At 64.6% G+C, this 23310-nt stretch carries 19 protein-coding genes; 10 read left to right on the top strand and 9 right to left on the bottom strand.

Annotated features, from left to right (window positions below):
* Nucleotides 1–52 precede the first annotated feature (52 nt).
* Nucleotides 53–859, bottom strand: coding sequence for an undecaprenyl-diphosphate phosphatase (locus ACN0X7_RS09590; protein ID WP_417516549.1), 807 nt, complete (start codon nucleotides 857–859; stop codon nucleotides 53–55).
* Nucleotides 860–975: 116 nt separating this feature from the next.
* Between ACN0X7_RS09590 and ACN0X7_RS09585 the strand changes: the two genes are divergently transcribed.
* On the top strand, nucleotides 976–1647 hold the full coding sequence (locus ACN0X7_RS09585) for a glutathione S-transferase family protein (protein WP_417516547.1): 672 nt from the start codon (nucleotides 976–978) through the stop codon (nucleotides 1645–1647).
* Nucleotides 1628–2767 carry a tRNA epoxyqueuosine(34) reductase QueG gene (gene queG, locus ACN0X7_RS09580; RefSeq protein ID WP_417516545.1) on the top strand — a complete coding sequence of 380 codons (1140 nt, stop codon included), beginning with the start codon at nucleotides 1628–1630 and terminating at the stop codon, nucleotides 2765–2767. Before ACN0X7_RS09585 ends, queG begins: the two co-directional genes overlap by 20 nt.
* On the opposite strand, the gene ACN0X7_RS09575 is transcribed toward queG, so the two are convergent.
* On the bottom strand, nucleotides 2760–3488 hold the full coding sequence (locus ACN0X7_RS09575; RefSeq protein ID WP_417516543.1) for a tetratricopeptide repeat protein: 729 nt from the start codon (nucleotides 3486–3488) through the stop codon (nucleotides 2760–2762). The genes queG and ACN0X7_RS09575 overlap by 8 nt on opposite strands.
* Nucleotides 3489–3539: 51 nt before the next feature.
* On the opposite strand from ACN0X7_RS09575, the gene ACN0X7_RS09570 reads away from it, so the two are divergent.
* Nucleotides 3540–4403 (top strand): SDR family oxidoreductase, encoded by an 864-nt coding sequence (locus tag ACN0X7_RS09570; protein ID WP_417516541.1) that lies wholly within the window; start codon nucleotides 3540–3542, stop codon nucleotides 4401–4403.
* Here the strand turns inward: ACN0X7_RS09570 and ACN0X7_RS09565 are convergent.
* Nucleotides 4395–5156 carry an alpha/beta fold hydrolase gene (locus ACN0X7_RS09565; protein WP_417516539.1) on the bottom strand — a complete coding sequence of 254 codons (762 nt, stop codon included), beginning with the start codon at nucleotides 5154–5156 and terminating at the stop codon, nucleotides 4395–4397. The genes ACN0X7_RS09570 and ACN0X7_RS09565 overlap by 9 nt on opposite strands.
* 83 nt (nucleotides 5157–5239) lie before the next feature.
* Here ACN0X7_RS09565 and ACN0X7_RS09560 point away from each other — a divergent pair, with 83 nt between their 5' ends.
* Together ACN0X7_RS09560 and ACN0X7_RS09555 are read left to right on the top strand one after the other, a co-directional pair.
* A complete protein-coding gene (locus tag ACN0X7_RS09560; protein ID WP_417516537.1) occupies nucleotides 5240–6382 on the top strand; it encodes a glycosyltransferase family 4 protein in 1143 nt (380 codons plus the stop codon).
* A 2-nt stretch (nucleotides 6383–6384) separates the two neighbouring features.
* Nucleotides 6385–7164, top strand: a complete 780-nt coding sequence (locus tag ACN0X7_RS09555) for a 3-hydroxybutyrate dehydrogenase (RefSeq protein ID WP_417516535.1) — start codon at nucleotides 6385–6387, stop codon at nucleotides 7162–7164.
* A 28-nt stretch (nucleotides 7165–7192) separates the two neighbouring features.
* On the opposite strand, the gene ACN0X7_RS09550 is transcribed toward ACN0X7_RS09555, so the two are convergent.
* Genes ACN0X7_RS09550 through ACN0X7_RS09540 form a run of 3 tightly spaced genes read right to left on the bottom strand, consistent with a single transcriptional unit; the run spans nucleotide 7193 to nucleotide 10418 of the window.
* On the bottom strand, nucleotides 7193–7912 hold the full coding sequence (locus ACN0X7_RS09550) for an HAD family hydrolase (protein WP_417516533.1): 720 nt from the start codon (nucleotides 7910–7912) through the stop codon (nucleotides 7193–7195).
* Nucleotides 7909–9810, bottom strand: a complete 1902-nt coding sequence (locus ACN0X7_RS09545; RefSeq protein ID WP_417516531.1) for a monovalent cation:proton antiporter-2 (CPA2) family protein — start codon at nucleotides 9808–9810, stop codon at nucleotides 7909–7911. The genes ACN0X7_RS09550 and ACN0X7_RS09545 overlap by 4 nt, the downstream gene beginning before the upstream one ends.
* Nucleotides 9810–10418 carry an NAD(P)H-dependent oxidoreductase gene (locus ACN0X7_RS09540; protein ID WP_417516707.1) on the bottom strand — a complete coding sequence of 203 codons (609 nt, stop codon included), beginning with the start codon at nucleotides 10416–10418 and terminating at the stop codon, nucleotides 9810–9812. The genes ACN0X7_RS09545 and ACN0X7_RS09540 overlap by 1 nt, the downstream gene beginning before the upstream one ends.
* A gap of 100 nt (nucleotides 10419–10518) precedes the next feature.
* Between ACN0X7_RS09540 and ACN0X7_RS09535 the strand changes: the two genes are divergently transcribed.
* Nucleotides 10519–12273, top strand: a complete 1755-nt coding sequence (locus ACN0X7_RS09535; RefSeq protein ID WP_417516529.1) for a flavin-containing monooxygenase — start codon at nucleotides 10519–10521, stop codon at nucleotides 12271–12273.
* A 45-nt stretch (nucleotides 12274–12318) separates the two neighbouring features.
* Nucleotides 12319–13299 carry an NADPH:quinone oxidoreductase family protein gene (locus tag ACN0X7_RS09530; RefSeq protein ID WP_417516527.1) on the top strand — a complete coding sequence of 327 codons (981 nt, stop codon included), beginning with the start codon at nucleotides 12319–12321 and terminating at the stop codon, nucleotides 13297–13299.
* Between the two features lie 69 nt (nucleotides 13300–13368).
* On the opposite strand, the gene ACN0X7_RS09525 is transcribed toward ACN0X7_RS09530, so the two are convergent.
* Complete coding sequence (locus ACN0X7_RS09525) at nucleotides 13369–15885, bottom strand: Rne/Rng family ribonuclease (RefSeq protein ID WP_417516525.1); 2517 nt, start codon at nucleotides 15883–15885, stop codon at nucleotides 13369–13371.
* 577 nt (nucleotides 15886–16462) lie between these two features.
* On the opposite strand from ACN0X7_RS09525, the gene ACN0X7_RS09520 reads away from it, so the two are divergent.
* The 3 genes from ACN0X7_RS09520 (at nucleotide 16463) to prfB (ending at nucleotide 21487) form a co-directional block, all read left to right on the top strand.
* Nucleotides 16463–17662, top strand: a complete 1200-nt coding sequence (locus ACN0X7_RS09520) for an N-acetylmuramoyl-L-alanine amidase (RefSeq protein ID WP_417516523.1) — start codon at nucleotides 16463–16465, stop codon at nucleotides 17660–17662.
* 154 nt (nucleotides 17663–17816) lie between these two features.
* Nucleotides 17817–20252, top strand: coding sequence for a penicillin-binding protein 1A (locus ACN0X7_RS09515; protein ID WP_417516521.1), 2436 nt, complete (start codon nucleotides 17817–17819; stop codon nucleotides 20250–20252).
* Between the two features lie 115 nt (nucleotides 20253–20367).
* Nucleotides 20368–21487 (top strand): peptide chain release factor 2 gene (gene prfB / locus ACN0X7_RS09510; RefSeq protein WP_417516519.1). Its coding sequence is split into 2 segments (ribosomal slippage): nucleotides 20368–20436 and nucleotides 20438–21487, totalling 1119 coding nucleotides; the frame shifts between segments, so codons are not numbered across the junction.
* A gap of 26 nt (nucleotides 21488–21513) precedes the next feature.
* Here prfB and ACN0X7_RS09505 read toward each other — a convergent pair.
* Together ACN0X7_RS09505 and ACN0X7_RS09500 are read right to left on the bottom strand one after the other, a co-directional pair.
* Nucleotides 21514–23034, bottom strand: a complete 1521-nt coding sequence (locus tag ACN0X7_RS09505; protein WP_417516517.1) for a hypothetical protein — start codon at nucleotides 23032–23034, stop codon at nucleotides 21514–21516.
* Nucleotides 23035–23049: 15 nt separating this feature from the next.
* A complete protein-coding gene (locus ACN0X7_RS09500; RefSeq protein ID WP_417516515.1) occupies nucleotides 23050–23271 on the bottom strand; it encodes an acetyl-CoA carboxylase biotin carboxyl carrier protein subunit in 222 nt (73 codons plus the stop codon).
* Nucleotides 23272–23310 lie beyond the last annotated feature (39 nt).

Genomic DNA, 23310 nt, shown 5'->3' with positions numbered 1-23310 from the left:
CCTGTACATGATTGCGACAGGCCGGTCTGGCAACCCGCGGGGATGCCGGAAGCTATACCCAGCCGTAGGCCACGCTCAGAAGTATGCCGCCCAGTATCAGGCGGTAGATGACGAAGGGCCCGTATCCAGCCCGTTTCAGCCAGCTCATCATCAGTGCGATGGCGGGCAGGGCGGTCAGAAAGGCCACGGCCATCGCGATCAGCACTTCCAGGCCGAAGTCGACGTCGCCGGCCTGCCAGATCTTCACCATGCTGTAGCCCCCGGCGGCGAGAATCGCAGGGATCGACATCAGCAGCGAGAACCGCGCGGCCTCGGCCCGCTCGAAGCCCAGCATGCGTCCGGCGGTCATGGTCATGCCCGCGCGGCTGGCCCCGGGGATCAGGGCGATGATCTGGAACAGGCCGATCATCAGGGCGCTGCCCGCGGTCATGTGCTCGACCTTGCGCACCGTCATCCCGAAAAAATCCGAGAGCCACAGCAGGAGTGCGAACACGATCGTCGCCCAGGCCACCATCTCGATGGACCGGAACATCTCGGTCCTGTCGAAGTAGGCCAGCGCCGCGCCGGCGATGACCAGGGGCACGGACGAAAAAGCAAGATACAGCAGCATCATCCCGCCCGGCGTCCGCTTGAATGTCAGGGCGCTGCCCAGTCCGCCCAGCATGCTGCCGATGTCGCGCCACGAGTAGAGCATGACCGCCGCCAGTGTGCCCAGGTGGACGGCGGCATCGACGAGCACGCCCTGGTCGGGCCACTTCAGCACGGCAGACGTCAGGAACAGATGGCCGGACGAACTGATCGGCAGGAATTCGGTGATGCCCTGAACGACGGCGATCACGATCAACTGGTAGAGCGCCAACGTCGGTTCATCCTCGTCGATTGCAAGCAGGGGCGGGAAAATGTCATATCAGAGGGCTTCGGTTAAGTCGAAGCTCAATGATCCGGGTTTGTTTCAGCGGGGATCCCACGCGCGCCATGGCGACGCTTTACCATTACTGGCTGTCGCCGGGCAGCCGGTTCATCCGCCTGCAGCTGGCGGAGCGCAACATCGCCTTCGATCTGGCGCTGGAGAACCCGTGGGAGCGTCGTCCGGCATTCCTGAAGCTCAGTCCGTCCGGCTGGCCGCCGGTCTTCGCCGCGGGGGGCGGCGTTCCGGCCATGTCGGATGCCCGCGCCATCGCCGAGTACGTCGAGGAGACCCAGGGCGACGGGGGGCTGCTCGGCGAGAATCCGCTGCATCGCGCCGAAGTCCGGCGGCTGCTCGGCTGGTTCGATACGAGATTTGCGGGCGAGGTTTCCGATCTTCTGGTCTACGAGCGTATCTATCGCAGCGAGATGAAGGCCGGGACGCCCGATCCGGCCACGATTCGCGTGGCCCGGCAGAACATGCGCTTCCACCTGGACCACGTCAGCCAGCTTGCCGAACAGCGGCGCTGGCTGGCCGGAGACGCCATGAGCCTGGCCGATCTGATGGCTGCGGCGCATCTGTCGGTGGTCGACTATCTGGGCGAAGTGCCTTGGGATGCCTTCCCCGAGGTGCGGCACTGGTACAGCCGCCTGAAGTCGCGCCCGGCCTTCCGCCCGCTGCTGGCGGACCGTGTCTCGGGCTTTCCGCCGCCGGACCATTATGACGACCTCGACTTCTGAGCCCGCGGCCCTGCTGGCCCGGCTGAAGCAGCACGCGATGGACGAGGGGTTTGCCGAAGTGGGCGTCACGACACCGGATGCGGTTGCTGTCGCCGGGGATCACCTGAGAGAATTCATCGCGCTGGAGCGGCACGGCGACATGGGTTGGCTTGCGGACCGGATCGACTGGCGTTCGGACCCGTCCGCGCTGTGGCCGGAAGCGCGGACGGTGATCATGCTGACCACCAGCTACGCCCCCGCGCATGATCCGCTCGACCTCCTGCAAGACGGCAGCAGCGGCGCGGTGTCGGCTTACGCTGCCCGTCGTGACTATCACGACGTGGTCAAGAAGCGGTTGAAGACCGTCGGGCGCTGGCTGGTCAGCGAGACCGGCTGCGATATCAAGGTCTTCGTGGACACGGCGCCGGTGATGGAGAAACCGCTGGCAGCCGCCGCCGGGCTGGGCTGGCAGGGCAAGCACACCAATCTGGTCAGCCGCTCTGCCGGGTCATGGACCTTTCTGGGCGCCATCTTCACGACGCTGGACTTCGCACCGGATGAACCGGCGGCGGACCGGTGCGGCCAGTGCCGCCGGTGTCTCGACATCTGTCCAACCGCCGCCTTTCCCGCGCCCTATCAACTGGATGCCAACCGCTGCATCGCCTATCTGACGGTCGAGCATCAGGGACCGATTCCGATGCAGTTCCGGGCGGCCATCGGCAACAGGATCTTCGGCTGTGACGACTGTCTGGCGGTTTGCCCGTGGAACAAGTTCGCCGAGGCGTCGCGCGATACCCAGATTGCCGTGCGCGAACAGATCCTCAACCCGCCCCTGTCGGACCTGCTGGGGCTGGATGACGCTGCTTTCCGGACCATGTTCGCGCAGACGACGGTGAAACGTCTGGGTCGAGACCGGTTCCTCAGGAACGTCCTCATCGCGGCCGGAAATTCAAGCGATAACAGATTGATAGAGCCTGTAGCTGATCTCTTGCACGACCCATCGCCCCTGGTCCGGGGCGCGGCGGTCTGGGCCTACGCGCGGCTCGCATCGGCGGCCGAGAGTCGAAGCGCTCAGGCCCTGCATGTCATCAACGAGACCGACCCGGACGTGCTGGCGGAGTGGGAGGCGGCGCTCAGTTGAGTTCCAGTTCCTGAAGATAGCGCCGCGCGGTTTCCGCGACATTGCCTTCCGGATCCTCGGCGATGATGTCATTCAGGTCTGTGCGGGCACCGGCAATATCGCCGCCGCGCGCGCGGGCGAGCGCCTGTTCCATCCGGGCCATCGGCTGCGCCGGATCGAGCGCGAGCGCGTTGGCCAGCGCGGCATCGGCGTCATCCAGGCGGTTGGCGCGGCGCAGCAGCATCGCCTGCAGGGCATAGGCATCCGCCAGCAGGTCATCCAGCTTCAGCGCGGCGGCCACTTCAGAGGCGGCGGCGTCGAACCGCTTCTGAGCCGCAAGGACATGCGCCAGATCGAGATGCAGCCGCGGGTCATCCGGATCCAGCGCGATCGCCTTGCCATAGGCCTCCGCGGCCAATGCGTCCTCCTGCCCCTGCAGCCAGACCGCGCCCGCCTGTGCCCAGACCTGGGCTGCGGCATCTCTGTTGTCGGTTTCAAGCCCCGCCGCGACTTCCTGCATGCGGACGCCCGCGAGCCGGAAATCGCCGTTGGCGGCATAGGCGAGGGCGACGCAGTGCCGTGCCGCCAGTCCGCCGCCCAGATCACGCCATTGCAGCGCCTCGGTCAGTCCGGCTGCGGGGTCGGCCTCGACCCGCGCGATACAGGCCTCGTAGGTATCGACAGCCTCTGCGGCGCGGGCGAGCAGCAGGCATGCGACGGTCAGGGCAATTGTACGCAACATCCGAAACCGATAGCCAAGGTCGGGCCCGTCATCAACCGGAGATCGCTTGCCATGAAGCTAATGTGTTTCGGAATGGGGTTTTCGGCGAAAGCGCTGCTCGCGCGCCTGCCGGACGCCGAGGTCGTCGCCACCGCGCGTTCAGAAGAGTCCGCGCAGGCCCTCGACGCGCTGGGCATCGAGACGGTGCCCTTCGATGCGACGGGACCGCTGCCCGACGATGCGCTGGATGGCGTGACCCATGTGCTGGCTTCCATCCCGCCGGATGACGCAGGCGATCCGGTCGTCCGTCATTGCGGCGCACAGTTGCGCGCTGCGCGGAACCTGCAGTGGGCCGGCTATCTGTCGACCACGGGCGTCTATGGCGACCGGCAGGGCGGATGGGTCGACGAGACCGCCGAGCTGCGTCCCGCCGGCCAACGCGGCGAGCGACGCGTAAAGGCGGAGCGCGACTGGCTGGACCTGTTCGATGGTGCCGACCGGCCGGCGGTGCAGGTCTTCCGGCTTGCGGGTATCTACGGGCCGGGCCGCAGCCAGTTCCGCGCGCTGAGAGAGGGGAAGGCTCGCCGTCTCGTCAAACAGGGGCAGGTCTTTTCACGTATCCACGTCAATGACATAGCCGCAATACTGAAAGCATCGATCGAGCATCCGCGGGCCGGAGGAATCTACAACGTCTGCGATGATCTGCCCGCACCGCCGCAGGACGTCGTGGCCTTTGCCGCGGACCTGCTGGGGATGGATCCGCCGCCAGAGGTCGCCTTCGAGGAGGCCGATCTCAGCCCCATGGCGCGCAGTTTCTATGGCGAGAACAAGCGGGTCAGCAACGATCTGATCAAGCGGGAACTGGGTGTCACGCTTGAATTTCCAACCTATCGCGAAGGGCTGCGGGCCGTGCTGGCAGAGGAACGGTCAGGCTGAGATCAGGGCGGAAAGCTCGTCGATCGTCGCGCGCAGCAGATCCAGATCGCCGGGTTCCGAAAGGCGGTGATCCCCGGACTTGGAAAAACTGATGCGCACATCCGCGGACCGCAGATGCTGTGCGATCCGCAGCGAATGCTGCCACGGCACATCCGGGTCTGCCATGCCGTGCAGCAGCCGGACGGGCATATCCAGCGGAATCTCCGCATCGGTGAGCACGAAGTTCGGTGTGCCGTCATCGATCAGTTGCCTGGTGATGACGTAGCCGTCGGGATCATATTCCGAATGCACCCTGATCTGACCCTTGTCGGTCAGTTCCGACTGCTGTTCGGAGGTCAGGTCTTCCCACATCCAGACCGTGAAATCGGGGGCGGGCGCGATACCGACCAGCGCCGCGACCGGTTCCTGGTGGGACAGCGCCAGTTTCAGGGCCACCCATCCGCCCATCGACGATCCGACCACGATCTGCGGGCCGTCGGTCAGTTCCGTCAGCACCGCTGCGGCATCGTCGGCCCACCGGCTGATGCAGCCCTTCGCTGCGAAATCGCCGCTGCTCTGGCCATGGCCCAGGTAGTCGAAGCGCACGAATGCCTGTCCGCGGGTCCGGCAGTGCTCTTCCAGCGCGATGGCCTTGGTGCCGGTCATGTCGGACATGAAACCGCCGCAAAAGATCACACCGGGCGCTTTGCCTTCCAGTCTGTGATAGGCGATGCTTTCGCCGTCGGGCCGCTGGAGTCGTTCTGGTTCAGTCATTGTTCAGGCCCGCCGTTCAACCATTGCGCAATTCGAAGAGCCGGAAGGAAGCATGACCATGTCGCCGCAGCAAGCACTGCCGCATGACTGAGGGACGATTTACGGTTCTGCAGGTGCTGCCCGCGCTGGAAACCGGCGGCGTCGAGCGCGGCACGCTGGAGATCGCCGAAGCGCTTGTGGCGTCTGGCCATCGTGCCGTCGTCGCGTCGTCTGCGGGCAGCATGGTGCGCGATCTGGAAAAGACCGGCGCCGACTATTTCCGGCTGCCGCTGCGGCGCAAGCGGCCTCTGGTGATCTGGCGGAACATCAAGCGGCTGACCCGGCTGATCGAGGGCGAGCAGGTCGATCTGGTGCATGCGCGTTCGCGGGCACCCGCCTGGAGCGCGCTGCACGCGGCCCGCCGGACCGGACGGCCGTTCGTCACGACCATTCATGGCGCATACGGGGCGGGATCGGCGCTGAAGCGGGCCTACAACAGCGTGATGATGAAGGGCGATCGGGTGATCGCGATCTCCGAATTCATCCGCGATCATGCGATCAAGCACTATCCCGCGCTGGATCCGGAGCGGATCCGCGTGATCCCGCGTGGTGTGGACGTCGACCTTTTCCGCCCCGAGGACGTCACAGCAGCCCGCAAGATCCAGCTTTCACGGGTCTGGATGCTGCCCGATGGCGCGCCTGTCATCCTGTTGCCGGGCCGCCTGACCCGGCTGAAGGGACAGGAGATTCTGATCCGAGCGCTGGGACAGTCCGCGCATCAGGACGCCGTGCTGGTCTTCGTGGGCGGTGACGCGGGCCGGGAAGCCTTCAAGGTCGAACTGCGCAAGATCGCCACTCAGGCGGGCGTCGGCGACCGGATCCGGTTCGCGGGCCTCTGCCGTGATATGCCCGCGGCCTATTCCCTCGCCAGTGTCGTCGTTTCCGCCTCCATCAAGCCCGAGGGATTCGGTCGCACGGCAGTCGAGGCGCAGGCGATGGGCCGCCCGGTGATCGTGACGGACCACGGCGGTGCGCGCGAGACGGTGGAACCCGGCCAGACCGGCTGGCGTGTCACACCCGGAGATCCGGCAGCGATGGCGGTGGCGCTGGACGAGGCGCTGTCGCTGGATCACGATGCGCGCGCGGCGCTGGCGGATCGGGCGATGACACATGTGCGTGCGCACTTCACGCGCGACCTGATGTGCCGCCGCACGCTGGACGTCTATCACGAGTTGCTGGGGAGATGAGCATGACCGACCGAAAGACCGCGCTGGTGACCGGCTCGACGAGCGGGATCGGGCTGGGAGTCGCGCAGGCGCTGGCCGCGGCCGGCATGAACGTCGTCATGAACGGCCGCCGCGAATCGTCGGAGGTGGACTCCCTGCGCGCCTCCCTGGAAGGCGGCGGCGGATCCGTGGTCTACGCACAGGCGGACATGACCTCTCCGGGAGAGATCGAGGCCATGATGCAGTCAGCCATCGACGCGTTCGGTGCGGTCGATGTGCTGGTGAACAACGCCGGTATCCAGCATGTGGCCCCGGTCGACGAATTTCCGGTCGAGAAATGGGATGCGGTGATCGCCACCAACCTGACATCGGCCTTCCACTGCACCCGGCTGGCCTTGCCGGGCATGAAGGCGAAGGGCTGGGGTCGGGTGATCAACATCGCCTCGGCCCACAGCCTTGTCGCCTCGCCGTTCAAGTCCGCCTATGTCAGTGCGAAACACGGGCTGCTGGGCTTTACCAAGACTGTCGCGCTGGAAGTTGCGGCGCAGGGCATCACCTGCAACGCCATCTGCCCCGGGTATGTGTTGACGCCCCTGGTCGAGAAGCAGATTCCGGCCACCGCTGCGGCCCGCGGGATCAGCGAAGAGCAGGTGATCAACGACGTCATGCTGGCCCCCCAATCGACCAAGAAGTTCGTCACGGTCGAGGAAATCGCCGATCTGACGGTTTTCCTCTGTTCGTCGGGGGGCGCGTCCATAACGGGCACGGCCCTGCCGGTGGACGGTGGCTGGACGGCCCACTGACCCGCTCGCCGGTAAAAGGCGGCATCCGTCAGGACAGGGCGTCGTTCAGCGCCGGAAAGTCATCCACCACGATATCATAGTCGCCCTCGACGGCTTTCGGATCGTTCGCTTCGGCCTCCGGACCCCATTCGGTCGGGCGGCGGACCAGCGCAGTCCTGTAACCGGCGTCGCGCGCGGCATCCAGATCGAACCGGTGGCAGGCCACCATCAGGCACTCCGACGGGTCCAGTTGCAGAAAATGCGCGGCCCTGGCGTAGGCGGCGGGCAGCAGCTTGTAGACGCCGAACCCCTCGCACGACAGCACCGCATCCCAGCTCAGGCCATTGGCGCGCGCGGTATCGATGATCAGCCGGTAACTCAGGATGGTGAAGGACGCGACGATGTGGCGTTCGCGCAGCTTCGGCAGGGTCGGCGGAAAGTCCGGCCAGCAGGTGAAGCCGTGCGGCGCATCGTAGGCAATGGCCTGACGGTCCGCCGTGTCGAAGACCTCCAGCCCTTCCTCTTTCAGGATCGCATCCAGAGAGAACCGGTGAGCATCGTCAATATTGTGCTGCGGTGGTCCGTCACGACCCTGGTTCAGCATCGCCTTCAGCGAGCGCCGGCGCAGCTCGTTCGCCAGCATCGCCCAGTCGCGCTCCACGCCATGCCGCCCGCCCGCCGTGGCCAGCGCATCGCGAAAGCCGCTGTGCCAGTCCAGGATGGTGCCGCCGGTGTCGAAGGTCAGCGCCCTGATTTTCGAAAGACTCATTTCCCGTTCTCCTCTCGCTCTGCCTCACCCTTGCGGATGGTCTCTTCGCGCCGTGGCGGTGCGACCCAGCCGCGTTCCGCCCCGGCATGGCGTTCGCCACGGTCTGTCTGCATCAGATCGGCCATGGTATCGAACTGGGCGCGCATGGCGTCGATGTAGGTCTGGTCAACGCCGCCGTCGTTCCAGTTGTCCTGCAGTTCGCGCAGCATCTTCACGTCGTGCCGCCTGAATGTGCGGACCTTCGTTTCGGCCAGAAACGGATGCGAACCGAGCGTTTCAAGGGCCGACCGGCCCAGCCTCAACGCGCCTTCGAAAACCTCCCGTGTCGCCAGGTGCGCGCCCGCCTTCTCCAGTTCGTAGACGTGGTGACGGTCGCGCGCCCGCGCCAGGATGGGCAGGCCGGGATAGGTGCGCGAGACGTGTTCCACCAGCGTGATCTGTTTCTCCCGTTCGTCCAGCGCTGCGATGAACAGGTCTGCCTCGCCGAGTCCGGCGGCGGCCAGCAGATCGGGCCGGGTGGCGTCGCCGTAATAGGTGCGCATGCCGATCCGGCGCAGGCGTTCGATGGCTTCGGCGTCGTGATCCAGCACGATGACCGAATAGCCGTTGGTGGTCAGCAGGCGGCTGATGATCTGGCCGTACCGGCCCATGCCCGCGATGACCACGGTCCCGGTCTCTTCGATGTCGTCGGCGGCCCGCTTGCCCGATTTGCCCGAGCGCGGGACGATCAGCTTCTCGTACAGGATGAAAAGCAGCGGTGTCAGCAGCATCGAGATGGCGACGACCAGGGTCAGCGTGCGAATGAGGTCGGGTGCCAGCGCACCGGCGCTCAGCGCGAACCCGAACAGCACGAAGGCGAACTCGCCCGCCTGTGCCAGCCCCAGCGCGAACAGCCACCGGTCCGCACCCTTGAGGCGGAAGATGACGGCCAGCACCAGCAGGATGATCAGTTTCAGCGCCATCACGCCCAGCGCCAGTCCGACGATCAGAACCGGGTCGCCGAACAGCAGGGCGAAATCGATCCCCGCGCCCACCGTCAGGAAGAACAGGCCGAGCAGCAAACCCTTGAACGGCTCGATGTCGCTTTCGAGTTCGTGTCGGAACTCGCTGTCGGACAGGACGACCCCCGCCAGGAACGTGCCCAATGCCGCCGACAGCCCGACCATGTTCATCAGTAGCGCGATGCCGATGACCAGCATCAGCGCGGTCGCGGTGAAGATCTCCCTCAAACGGGTGGCGGCGATGAAGCGGAAGAGGGGCCGCAGCAGAAACCGTCCGGCCACGATGATCCCGGCAATCGCCGCGATGATGATCAGGGCCTGCGCCCAGCCGGGAAGGGGGCTGAGCAGGCTGCCGCCATGATCGGCGGCCTCGCTGCCTTGAAGGCCGGGAAGGGCGAGCAGGGGCATCACTGCGATCATGGGGATCACGGCGATGTCCTGCGTCAGCAGAACCGCGAACGAACTCTGTCCGCCCGTGGTTTTCAGCCAGGCTTTCTCGTTCAGGGTCTGCAGAACGATGGCGGTGGAGGACAGCGCCAGAATCATCCCGACGGCCAGTGCGCCCTGCCAGGGCAGGCATGCGGCGAAAGCGATCGCGGCGACGGCGGCGAGGGTGATTGAAATCTGCAGGCCGCCGAGTCCGACGAGTTGCCGCCGCATCTCCCAGAGCATCGAGGGTCGCAGTTCCAGCCCGATGACGAACATCATCATGACCACGCCGAACTCGGCGAAATGTTGAACCTCGGTCGCTTCGGCGCCCACGATTCCGGTGACGGGACCGATGATCACCCCGGCGATCAGATATCCGAGGACCGATCCGAGACCGAGCTGCCTGGCGACCGGAACGGCCACCACGGCGGCAACCAGATAGACGAAGGCGTCGGCAAGCAGTCCCATCACACACCGTCCGTCTCGGAGATCAGCTCGTCCAGATCGCCCGAGAGCGTCTGCGCGGCACTGGCGGCGTCCAGATCAAGACGCCCTTCGCCCAGCGCCCCGAGCAGCCGTCGGTAAGCCGTCACCGCACCCGGCAGGCGCGCGGTCATGTCCGGACCGCCGGACCCAAAAACCGCGAAGGGCGGCAGATAGTGCATGTGGCAGAGGTGAAAGGTCTTGCGGAACGGCAGCAGCAGGTCGGACAGTTCATGTCCGAAGGCCGACCGGTTCGAATAGGTCTCACGCGTGCCGCCCGTGCTGACGGCATTCATGGCAACCTTGCCTTCCAGCGCCCGGCCGCCCTCGCCATAGGCGAAGCCGTGTTCCAGAACCAGATCCTGCCATTCCTTCAGGATGGCGGGCGATGAGTACCAGAACAGCGGATGCTGCAGCACGATCACGTCGTGGTCGACCAGACGCTGCTGCTCCCGCTCCACGTCGATATCCATGGTCGGATAGTCGGCATACAGATCGACTGCCGTGACGCCTTCGAGGTCGCGGATCCCGTCGAACAGCGCGGCATTCACGGTCGACAGGTCCGGGCGCGGGTGGGCGCAGAGTACCAGCACCCGCTTCAAGACAGCCGCTTCCGCATGGACTTCAGGTTGGTGCCGCGCATCTTCTCCCCTACGATGACGGTCAGAGTGGCGCGGTGTGGGGAGTATCGCAATGCCCGATAGTGGCAGACAGGATCCGGGACTTCCGGTGAAACAGTGGCTGGACGCCTTCGAAGCCGGGCTGCAGGCGGACCGGAGCGTGGCAGATCTGTTCGGGCAGGAGTGCTTCTGGCGGGACGTGCTGGCCTTCACCTGGCGGCTGGACACGTTCGAAGGTGCCGAAGTGATCGCGGAAATGCTGGAACAGACGGTGGCGGCCACACGGGCCAGCGGATTCCGCCTGGACGAGAGCAGGACGGCACCGGCCCATGTGACGCGGGCGGGGGACGACTGCATCGAGGCGTTCTTCCTCTTCGAAACGGCGGTCGGCACGGGAGAAGGCATCGTTCGCCTGAAGCCGGACGCGGATAGGCATCTGAAGTGCTGGACGCTGCTGACGGCCCTCGCCGGTCTGAAGGATCATCCCGAAAGGATCGGCCAGGCGCGCCCCACCGGTCAGTCGAACGCGCGCGATTTTCGCGGGCCGAACTGGCTCGACAAGCGACGGATCGCACAAGCCTACGAGGATCGCGACCCGGCGGTCGTGGTGGTGGGCGGCGGACAGGCCGGACTGGCAACGGCGGCCCGGTTGACGCAGCTAGGCGTGGATACGCTGATCGTGGACCGGCACGAACGGATCGGCGACAGCTGGCGGAAGCGCTATCACGCGCTGACCCTGCACAATCAGGTGCAGGTCAATCACATGCCCTACATGCCCTTTCCGCCGAACTGGCCCACCTATATCCCGAAGGACAAGCTGGCCAACTGGTTCGAGGCCTATGTCGAGGCGATGGAACTGAACTACTGGACCGGCACCGAGTTCCAGGGCGGCAGCTACGACGATGCGGCGGGTCACTGGACCGTTGATCTCAAGCGCCCGGAAGGCACGGTGCGGACAATGCGCCCCCGTCACGTCGTCATGGCGACGGGCGTGAGCGGTATCGCCAACAGGCCGGACATTCCGACGCTGGAGAATTTCAGGGGGCCGGTGCTGCATTCCAGCCAGTATTCCGATGGCGAGGACTGGTCGGGCAAGCATGCGATGGTCATCGGCACCGGCAACAGCGGCCATGACATTTCCCACGATCTGGCGTCCAGCGGTGCCGACGTGACGCTGGTCCAGCGCAGTCCGACCCTGATCGTGAATATCGAGCCAAGCGCACAGATTCCCTATGCGCTCTACGATTCCGGGCCGTCGCTGGAAGATTGCGACCTGATCGTGGTGTCCACGCCGACCACGCTGTCGAGGCGCGCGCATCAGATGATGACGCGCCAGGCAAAGGAGATGGATCGCGATCTGCTCGACGGGCTGACTGCGAAAGGCTTCAGGCTGGACGACGGTGAGGACGGCACCGGCTGGCAGTTCAAGTATCTGACCCGCGGCGGGGGATATTATTTCAACGTCGGCGCTTCGGACATGATCGTGAACGGGGAGATCGGTCTGGCCCAGTTCGACGACATCGAGGCCTTTTCCAAAGATGGCGTGCGCATGAAGGACGGCGCTGAAAAGCCGCTGGATCTGGTGGTGCTGGCGACGGGGTACAAGCCGCAGGAATATCTCGTCGAGCACCTGTTCGGGCCCGAACTGGCCGACAGGGTGGGGCCCATATGGGGGTTTGGCGCGGGGCAGGAACTGCGCAACATGTACTGCCGGACGCCCCAGCCGGGCATCTGGTTCATCGCGGGCAGTCTGGCGCAATGCCGCATCAACTCGAAATATCTCGCGCTGCAGATCAAGGCTGTCGAGGAAGGCTTGATCCGGGCGTGACCCGCGCGCTATCCAAGCGCCACTGACATTCAGGGGAGAAACACTGTGAAAGCGATGCTGTGCAAGGCATGGGGCGGACCGGACGATCTGGTCTTCGAGGAGACCGACGATCCGAAGGCCGGCAAGGGCGAGGTTGTCATCGACATCCACGCCAGCGGGGTGAATTTTCCCGACATCCTGCTGATCGGCGGCAAATATCAGTTCAAGCCCGACTTCCCCTTCTCACCCGGCATGGAAGTCGGCGGGATAGTCTCCGAAGTGGGTGAGGGGGTCACGGCGGTGAAACCGGGCGATCGCGTCATGGCGATGACGATGACCGGCGGCGGCTTTGCCGAGAAATGTGTCACCCCCGAGCGCAAGGTTTTCAAGCTGCCGGACGGTGTCTCCTTCGAACAGGCGGCCGGTTTTCCCGTCACATACGGCACGACCTATCACGCCCTGAAGGACCGGGCGGAACTGAAGGCGGGCGAGGTTCTGCTGGTGCATGGCGCGTCCGGTGGCGTCGGCCTGAACGCCGTCGAGCTAGGCAAGCTGATGGGGGCGACGGTGATCGGCACGGTCGGCTCCGATGCGAAGATGGACATCGTCAGGCAGTATGGTGCCGATCATGTGTTCAACTATTCGGACAAGTCCATCCGCGAGACGGTGAAGGAACTGACCGGCGGGCAGGGGGCCGACGTGATCTACGATCCGGTCGGCGGCGATGCATTCGACGAATCGCTGCGCTGCATCAACTGGGGTGGCCGTCTGCTGGTCGTGGGATTCGCATCCGGGCGCATTCCCGAAGCCAAGGCCAATCTGGTCCTGCTGAAACAGTGCCAGATCGTCGGTGTGTTCTGGGGGGCCTGGACCGAGAAATTCCCCGACGGCTGCCGGGCGCAGTTCGACGAACTGCTGGGCTGGTGTGCCGAGGGCAAGATCAATCCGCACATTTCGATGCGCTTCCCGCTGGCGGATTCTCCCGAGGCGTTGAAGGCGCTGGCCGCACGCAAGGCGACAGGCAAGGTGATCGTGAACGTCCGGTAGCCCGGTCAATCGCTTGTCCGACAAAAAAGGCCGGGGAATTTTCCCGGCCTTTCTCGTTCAGGATGGTCCTCAGCGGCGCCGCCACCAGCCGCGCTTGGGCGGGCCGGTGTCTTCTTCCTCTTCGGCGACCAGTTCCGGTTCCGGTTCAGGTGTGGGTTCGGGCTCAGGCTCAGGTTCAGACGCCGTTTCCTGAACGGACTCTTCCACCGCCTCATCGGTTTCGGTTTCCGCCGCTTCGGACTGAGGCGCGTCAGGGGTGTCGGCTTCAAACGCCGGCTGGGCTTCCGCGTGGGTCGCGCCCTCCTGATCCGGTGCCGTTTCCGCGGGCGGTTCCATGGTCCCGTCGGTGCCTTCCTTCACGAAGGCTGCGGGTTCGACATCGGGCTGCGGCGCTTCGGTCGCATCGGCCTCTGCTGAATCGTCCAGCTCGACTTCGGCCTCGTTGGCGATCTCCGCCTTCTCCGCAGCTGCCGGATGGTTGGGAACGGCCGCTGCCGCCGCGAACGGCATGCCCGGATTGTCCCCGCTCTGATCGTTGCGCCGTCCGCGTCTGCGGCGTCCGCCACGACGTCCGCGACGCTTCTTCTGACCGTCGCCGTCGCCGTCGTCATCGGAATCGGTGTCGTCCGATGCGCTCTGATCAGATGTCTTCTCGTCGGATTTCTCGTCATCCTGCTGATCGGACTGCTTGCCGCCCCGGCGGCGGCGGCGGCGGCGACCGCCGCGGTTGCCGCGATCCTCGTTCTCGCCGTCGTCATCATCATCGTCGTCTTCGTCATCCGACGGATCCTCGTCCGGGACGGGCGAGGGCAGTTCAGGCAGCGGCTCGATCGCCCGCATTTCCTCTTCGCTCTTGGCGGTCAGCCGTTCGATGCGGAAATCCGGTGCGATCAGTTCCTCATCGGCGACGATCTCCACCCGGAACCCATAGCGTTCCTCGACATCGGCCAGCACGGCACGCTTGTGATTGACCAGATAGATGGCAATCTCGGTCGGCATGTGGACAGCGATCTCCTTCGACCGGTCCCGAATGCCCTCTTCCTCGATCGCGCGCAGGATGTGCAGTGTCGCCGAATCGACCGACCGGACCTTGCCAGTGCCGCCGCAGGTGTCGCAGGGGCGCATGTTGATGTCCTGCACGCCCGGGCGCAGCCGCTGACGCGACATCTCAAGCAGGCCGAAATGGCTGATCCGTCCGACCTGGATGCGTGCACGGTCCACCCGCAGGCAGTCCTTCAGCTTGCGTTCCACCGCGCGGTTGTTGCGGTTGTCTTCCATGTCGATGAAGTCGATCACGATCAGACCCGCAAGGTCGCGCAGCCGCAGCTGGCGCGCGACTTCCTCGGCGGCTTCCATATTGGTCTTGTAGGCTGTCTCCTCGACCGACCGCCCCCGCGTGGACTTGCCCGAGTTCACGTCGATTGCGACCAGGGCTTCCGTCGTGTCGATCACGACGTAACCGCCGGACGGCAGGGTCACTTCGCTGGAATACATCGTGTCCAGCTGCTGTTCGATCTGGAAGCGGTGCAGCAACGGGATCCGGTCCCTGTAAGGCTGAACCTTCTTCGCATGGGACGGCATGATCCGTTTCATGAAGTCCTTGGCGGTCCGGTAGCCTTCCTCGCCCTCGACCAGCACCTCGTCGATGTCCTTGGAATAGAGGTCGCGGATGGCGCGCGTGATCAGCGAGGCCTCTTCATAGACCAGCGCGGGCGCCGTCGACTGAAGCGTCAGATCACGAATGTCGTCCCAGAGGCGCAGCAGATATTCGAAGTCGCGCTTGATCTCCGACTTGGTGCGCGAGGCACCGGCGGTCCGCACGATCACGCCCGTGCCCTGCGGTACGTCCAGATCCGCAACGATCTTCTTCAGCTTGCGGCGGTCGGCGGTGTTGGCGATCTTGCGGCTGATGCCGCCGCCACGGGCCGTGTTGGGCATCAGAACGCAATAGCGGCCAGGCAGGGACAGGTAGGTCGTCAGCGCGGCACCCTTGTTGCCCCGCTCTTCCTTCACCGCCTGAACCAGCAGGATCTGGCGGCGCTTGATGACTTCCTGGATCTTGTAGGGGCGGGAGGAGGAAATCCGCCGCGGCGAGACCTCGTCCTCCATTTCGTCACCGCCGACACTTTCCACCGACAGGTCCTGATCGTCGTCGGACGGGCCGCTGCGGCGGGAGCGGCGACGGTTGTTGCGTCGGCCGCGCTTCGGCTTCTCGTCGCCCGATCCGTTCTCGCCTTCCTCGTCCGCATCGTCCTCTTCGTCGATCTCGGCCTCTTCGGCTTCGGCGGCGCGGGCCACCTCCTGGCGCTGTTCGGCCAGCAGGGCTTCGCGGTCGGCGATCGGGATCTGGTAGTAATCGGGGTGAATCTCGTTGAAGGCGAGAAAGCCGTGGCGGTTGCCGCCGAACTCGATGAAGGCCGCCTGAAGCGACGGCTCCACCCGGGTCACCTTGGCGAGATAGATGTTGCCCTTGAGGGGCTTGCGGCTGCCGACCTCGAAATCGAATTCATCGAGTCGGTTGCCTTTCATGATGACGACCCGGGTTTCCTCCGGATGGGCCGCATCAACCAGCATGCGCGTGGCCATAAGCCAAATCTCCTGAGCGGTGCAGGCTCCGGCGAGTATCGGAGCGGCAATCCGCCATTGTTAGTGCAGGCCATCACCATCAGACCGCCTGCAACCGGACTGCGCAGCCTGTTTCCCAGGCGCGCCCGTGGGCGATCTCTACAATGGTGTTCCGCTGCGCTCTGGCACCGGAACGGCCTTGCTGTTCATTTCATGGTTCAATCACCGAAGGGTGCCGGTCGGAAAACCGGTATCAGGGCGGAAACCCTGCAATCAGCATACATTGGGGGCGGGAACGGCAGCGTTGAGTTCTACTTAACCGGTCGTTCCGTTGATCATCCTTCTTCTGCAACCCGTACTGACTGTCTTGAGGTCGGGACATGCCCGCCACCCGTCGCCTCACCCCACAACCGTGGATCTGAGGCCGGCAATTGAAACTCGCAGGCGCGACACTAGCAAATCGGGAGTCCCTCCAGCAAGCTTTCTGGTACGCATTTTGCGCGAACCGCGATATCGACGCTTTTCAAGCCGATATTCCGGGATGTCGGCAGTGCTGCGCCCCCATGAAAATGCCGCAAACAAGGTTATAGTCCTGCGCATGATTCGATTGTTCGTGTTCGTCCTGTCCGCGTTTCTCCTTGCCCAGTCCGCCATGGCCGCCGGACAGATTCAGGGGGTGCGCACCGGTGAGCATGTCGGACTGACCCGTATCGTGGTCGATCTGACGGAGAAACCGGACTGGAACCTCTTCGTGCTGGACGATCCCTATCGGGTGGTGATCGATATCGAGGAAGCGGTCTGGAAACTGCAGGCCCAGCCTGATCCGCCGCGCGGGCTTGTCTCCAACCTGCGCTATGGCCGGTTTGCCGCCGACACCGGTCGGCTGGTGCTGGAACTGAAGAGTCCGGCCCTGGCCGCACGGCAGTTCGTCCTGCCGCCCCAGGCTGGTCAGGGCTATCGGCTGGTCGTCGATCTGCGGTCTGCCGACGATACCGAATTCACCCGGGCAAGGACGGCGGCGATTGCGAAACTGACGAAGCCGCCGGTGGCAGCAGCGCCTGCAATCACACGGTTCGGTGCCGGCGTCCCGCCACTGCCGCCCCCGCGTCCGGGACGGATCTACACGGTCGTGATCGATCCGGGTCATGGCGGTGTCGATCCCGGCGCCCTGGGCAGGGGCCGCACGCGTGAGAAGGACATCGTGCTGGCCGTCGGCAAGAAGCTGCGCGACGCCATGAAGGCCACCGGCCGCTATCGCGTGGTGATGACCCGCGACCGCGATGTGTTCGTCAAGTTGCGGGAGCGCGTGCGGATCGCACGCCGGGCCCGTGCGGACCTGTTCATATCGCTGCACGCCGATGCGGCGGCGGGGCGCTCGGTGCGCGGCGCGGGGATATACACGCTGTCGGAAACCGCGTCGGACAAGGAAGCGGCGGCGCTGGCCCGCCGCGAGAATCAGTCCGACATTCTGGCGGGCGTGGACCTGACCCAGAGTGCGGACGAGGTCACCAGCCTGATCCTGATCGATCTGGTCCAGCGTGAGACGATGAACGACTCCGCCCGGTTTGCCCGGGTGGCGGTTGACCAGATCGGCAAGACCATCCGGTTGCGGCGGAATCCGCACCGGTTTGCCGGATTTCGGGTCCTGCGGGCCCCCGATGTGCCTTCCGTACTGGTCGAACTGGGCTTCGTTTCCAACGCCGAGGAGGAGCGCAAGCTGAAGTCGCCCGAGTGGCAGCGGCGGGTGGCTGCGGCACTGGTCGAGGCGGTCGACAGCTATTTCAGAACGCGGAAATGATCCGCATCGGCAACAGCCGCTGCGACACAAAGGACTCGACCGCTTGCCTTCGTCTGGCCAAAAACGTCCTATATCTCTTCTGCACGGAGAAAAAAATCAGAGCAGTGCAGGGGTGCTGCAACTGACTTCGCGTTCAACATGACGGGTAAAGATCATGCGTGTTCTGTTCAAGATTGTGGGCTGGTTGACCGCCCTTGGCATTGTCGGCGTGATCGGTGTCGCGGCAGCCGGCTATTTTGTCTTCTGGCATTATGGGCGCGATCTCGATCCGGTGGACAAGCTGGCCGAGTACAGGCCGCCCGTGGCGACGCGCGTCTACGCAGGCGACGGCCGCCTGATGGCCGAATATGCCCGCCAGAATCGCCAGTTCGTACCGATCGAAGCCATTCCGCCACGCGTGATCAACGCCTTCCTGGCCGCCGAGGATTCGGATTTCTATTCCCATATGGGCGTGGATCTGAAGGCCATCGCGCGCGCCGCGGTCAACAACATCAAGAACATCGGCAAGAACAAGCGACCGGAAGGCGCTTCGACGATCACGCAGCAGGTCGCCAAGAACTTCCTGCTGACGAACGAGGTCTCCTACGAACGCAAGATCAAGGAAGCCATCCTCGCCACCCGTATCGAGGAGGCTTTCAGCAAGGACCACATTCTCGAACTCTATCTCAATGAAATCTATCTGGGGCAGGGTGCCTATGGCGTTGCGTCTGCCGCACTGACCTACTTCGACAAGACACTGGAAGAACTCACCGTCGATGAGGCCGCCTATCTGGCCGCATTGCCGAAGGCGCCGAACAACTACAACCCCTATCGCCACAATGAACGTGCCAAGGCGCGGCGCGACTGGGTGATCGACCGGATGGTCGCCACGGGCCGTATTTCGCCAATGGTGGGCGAACAGGCCAGCGAACGCGAACTGCAGGCCACCCGCCAGCGCGCTGTCGAAATGGTCAAGGCAGACTGGTTTGCCGAAGAGGTGCGCCGCGAGGTGAAGGCGCTCTACGGAGACGACGGTCTGTATGACGAGGGCTATTCGGTCCAGACCACGGTGAACCCGGAGATGCAGGAGATCGCGCAGGCGAAACTGCGGGAGGGGATCATCGCCTACGACCGCAGACACGGATATCGCGGTCCGCTGCAGACCCTGACACCCGAACAGATGTCCGACTGGCGGGCGGCGCTGGCGGCGACGGAACGCCCGCTGGGCGTGCTGGACGACTGGAAACTGGCGGTGGTCCTTGACGCCGGGCGCGACAGGGCGGAGCTTGGTTTTCTGGACGACAGCCGCAACGAACTGACGCTCGATCAGGTCAAATGGGCGGCGGAAGCGCTGGACGAAGGCAAGGTCGGGCCTGCCCCCAGAAGCACGGCCGATGTCTTCGAGAAGGGGGACGTCATCCTGGTCGGTCCCGACACCGAGGATGCCGAGAAGATCCAGCTGCGCCAGATACCGAAGATCGACGGTGCCGTGGTGGCGCTGGACCCGCATACGGGGCGCGTCCTTGCCCTGGTCGGCGGGTTCTCGAACGAGCGGTCGGAATTCAACCGGGCCACCCAGGCCGCCCGCCAGCCGGGTTCCGCGTTCAAGCCGTTCGTCTATGCCGCCGCGCTGGAGCAGGGATATACGCCGTCCAGCATCATTCTGGATGCGCCCTTCGTCATCGACCAGGGAGGCAACCAGGGCAAGTGGAAGCCATCGAACTATTCCAACCGGTTCTATGGCCCCAGCACCCTGCGTCTGGGCATCGAGAAGTCGCGCAACCTGATGACGGTTCGCCTGGCGCAGCAGATCGGCATGCCCACGATCACTGAATATTCGAAGGCATTCGGCATCTACGACCGGATGCCTGCCGCGCTTTCCTATGCACTTGGGGCCGGTGAGACGACCCTGCTCCGGCTCACCGCCGCCTATGCCATGCTGGTCAACGGCGGCAAGAAGATCGAGCCGCGCCTGATCGACCGGATTCAGGACCGCAAGGGCGCGACCGTACTGCGCCACGACGTGTTCGGATGCGGCGACTGCGGCGTCGGCGAATGGGACCGTTCCAGCGAACCCCGGATTGTCGACAACCGTCCCCAGGTGGTCTCTCCGGGAACCGCCTATCAGGTCGTTTCGATGCTTGAGGGGGTCGTCCGGCGCGGTACCGGCGTCCGGGTTTCGGCCGTCGGAAAGCCGCTTGCCGGCAAGACCGGTACGACCAACGAGAGCAAGGATGCCTGGTTTGTCGGCTTCTCGCCCGATCTGGCGCTGGGTGTCTTTGCCGGCTTCGACGAACCGGCGCCGCTCGGCCGGAAGGAAACCGGTTCCAGCGTCGCCGCGCCGATCTTTCGTGACATCATGGCCGAGTATCTGAAGGACAAGCCCTCGACACCTTTCCGCATTCCGCCCGATATCCGTCTGGTGCGTGTCGATGCCAAGACCGGCGCGCTGGCATCCCGGTTCAGCGACAAGGTGATCATGGAAGCCTTCAAGCCCGGCACCGAGCCCCGGACGGCGGCCAGCACGTTCGCCTCACCGGGCAGCAGTACCGATACCGCGCCGCCCGCAGCCACCCGCAAGGTGCGCAAGCTGACCGATGGAGTCTACTGACCGGACCACGGGTGCGCGAACGGACGCAATCGTCTAATCGCGGTTCAATCATGTCGCGGAACGCTATAGGTTGCGCGGCAATCGATTCAGATCATCAGAAGGTTCACATCCATCCATGCGCGCTGAAACGGAAAATCTCATTCAGAACATCAAGCAGTCGCTGGAACTGCTGAGGAGGCGTCTTTGACTGGGATAACGCTCTCCGCCGATTCGACGAACTGACGGCCCTCGCCGAGGCACCGGACCTCTGGGATGATGCCGACCGCGCTCAGAAACTGATGCGCGAGCGGACCGCGCTGGAGCAGGCCATCGAAGGCCAGCGCACGATGGAACAGGAACTTGCCGACAACATCGAACTGATCGCGCTGGGTGAGGAAGAGGACGATCCCGACACGGTGACCGAAGCCGAGGCCGGGCTCGCGCGGTTGAAGGAAACCGTCGCCAAGCGGGAACTCGAAGCCCTGCTTTCGGGTGAGGCCGATGGCAACGACAGCTATCTGGAAGTGCATGCCGGGGCCGGGGGGACCGAAAGCCAGGACTGGGCGGAAATGCTGCTGAGGATGTATGTCCGCTGGGCCGAGGCGCACAAGCACAAGGTCGAATGGATCGAGGAAAGCGGCGGCGACGAGGCGGGCATCAAGTCGGCGACGGTGAAGATATCGGGCCCCAATGCCTATGGCTGGCTCAAGTCGGAGAGCGGCGTGCACCGGCTGGTCCGCATCTCGCCCTATGATTCCCAGAACCGCCGGCACACCAGCTTCGCGTCCGTCGGGGCCTATCCGGTCATCGACGACGCGATCGAGGTCGAGATCGAGGACAAGGATCTGCGCATCGATACCTACCGGGCCTCGGGTGCCGGCGGGCAGCACGTCAACCGCACCGATTCCGCCGTCCGCATCACCCACGAACCGACCGGCATCGTCGTCCAGTGCCAGAACGATCGCAGCCAGCACAAGAACCGTGCGGCGGCCATGAGCATGCTGAAGGCGCGGCTCTACGAACTGGAGCTTCAGAAGCGCGATGAGGAAAAGCAGGCGCTGCACGATGCCAAGGGCGACATCGGCTGGGGGCATCAGATCCGTTCTTACGTGCTGCACCCCTACCAGATGGTGAAGGACCTGCGCACGAACGAGGAGACCGCGGACACGCAGGGTGTGCTCAACGGCGACCTCGACCGTTTCATGGAAGCCGCGCTGGCACATCGGGTTGGCGTCAACGAGGACGCCGACGCCTGACAATCGGCAGGTCGGACGAGGGGGCGTCAGTCCACCGGATCGCCGCGCCAGTCGCCGGGTTCGAAACCGAGCTCCGACTCCTCGGATGCGGCTTTCGTTCCGGCGACCAGGGCCAGCCCGTCGGGTGCCACCAGCCCGACGGAACCGTCAGGCATGTCATAGACCCTGTAGCAGTAGCGATTCCGGCTCATGCGCGGGGAATCGATGATGCAGAACTCATCGTCCTCGATCCGCCATTCGGCCTCGATCCGGTTGCCCGTCAGATAATCGCCGGGAAACCATTGCAGCAACTCGCCGTCGGGCCGTGCGTGGAACCCGCCCCATCCGGGCGGTCCGACGATCGGATAGAGTGCCCGGCCGCGCATCAGGCGCTTCAGCGCGACACCTTCCACCCGCGTCCCGCCGAGGTCGATCAGGTGCGCCTCGGTTGCTGCGGCGCGATTGTCCGACAGGCTGAAGGGTGTCGCGCAATCCTCGAACCGGACCGGAGCGCCCGCCAGGAAATCTTCCAGACAGACGCCGTATATCCGGTGGAACGCGACCCGGCCGCCGGCGCCGTGACCTGCCAGTTCGGCGGGCTGATCCAGTACCGCCACCGTTGTCCCGATACGTTCCCGCAGGCGCGTTCCCAGTGTCTCGGCCCGGCCGCCGGGATCGTAGGGATCTCCCTGAAAGAATGCGAAGAAATAGGGCAGGTCCGCCGCACCCTGAACAAGGCGGTCGAAGTCTTCCTCACTCTTTTCGAACCGGGGGTTGGGCTTCCCGCTCCAGCCCTCCGCCCGTCCATGCGCCGCCGGTGCGAACAGCATCGCGCCATCGATGCCTAGCCCCCGGGGGGTTGCCGCCAGGATCTCCCATGCACCGCGCGACTGACCGTTCAGGAAAACACGCCGATAGCCCTCGTCACGCAGGCGTCGCACGGTGTTCACCAGCATGTCGCCGAGTTCCCGCCGGTCGGTGCGCGAATAGTCATAATGCGCGATGTTCAGGCGGAACGTGTCGTATCCCCGCCTGTTCAGATGCAGCAGGTGATAGGGGGTGATCGGGTGATCCAGCGTGCTGGGATACCGGTGCCCGGCGAATCCGGGGATATGGACGACCGCGCCTTTCGCCTCGGCGGGTCCCCGGTTCTCATGCAGCCACGGCACCACCAGCCTTGATCTGACTTCGGTTTCGAACTGCTGCGGAACGGGCCAGATTGTCTTGTCTCGTATCGAATGGACCAGGCAGTCGCCAATGTGCGCGCGCTCGGCGCAGACCTTGAGGGCGCGTTCGACATAGACCTCATCGTCGAACCGGCAGTTCTCGTCGCGACAGCGCCAGTAGGTGGCGTAGCCGCCGTCGGGTGCGATGACCAGCGCAAGCGGAAACGGTTCGTTCCGGTAACGATGGATCGTATCCCGCGCATGGATCGAAAGCCGCTCCGGATAAGCCGCTTCCGGCTGTACCCAGCGCTTGTCGTCTTCTCCGGCAGAGCGGGCCGAACAGGCGACCGCCAGCAGGCCCAGGCAGGCAATTGTCAGAAGAAAGGCTGCGCGGATCTGCAAGGCGGTGCGGCCTGATCAGGCTTCCATCTTGGCGACGGTCTGGCCTTCGGCCACCGCGTCGTCCTTGGCGACCAGAATCTCGGTGATCTTGCCGTCTTTCGGTGCGCCGACCGGAATTTCCATCTTCATGGATTCCAGGATGATCACGGCGTCATCCTCCTCGACCTCCGTGCCGGCTTCGGCTTCGATCAGCCACACCTTGCCCGCGATTTCCGACTTGATTTCAATTTCTGCCACGTAACTCTCCTCCCGCATGTGCTGGCGGAAAGCTAGAGT

It is taken from the genome of Minwuia sp. (assembly GCF_048263705.1).
Lineage (GTDB): Bacteria > Pseudomonadota > Alphaproteobacteria > Minwuiales > Minwuiaceae > Minwuia.
Note: the sequence above shows the minus strand (reverse complement) of the source record. Positions and strands in the feature narration are given on the sequence as shown.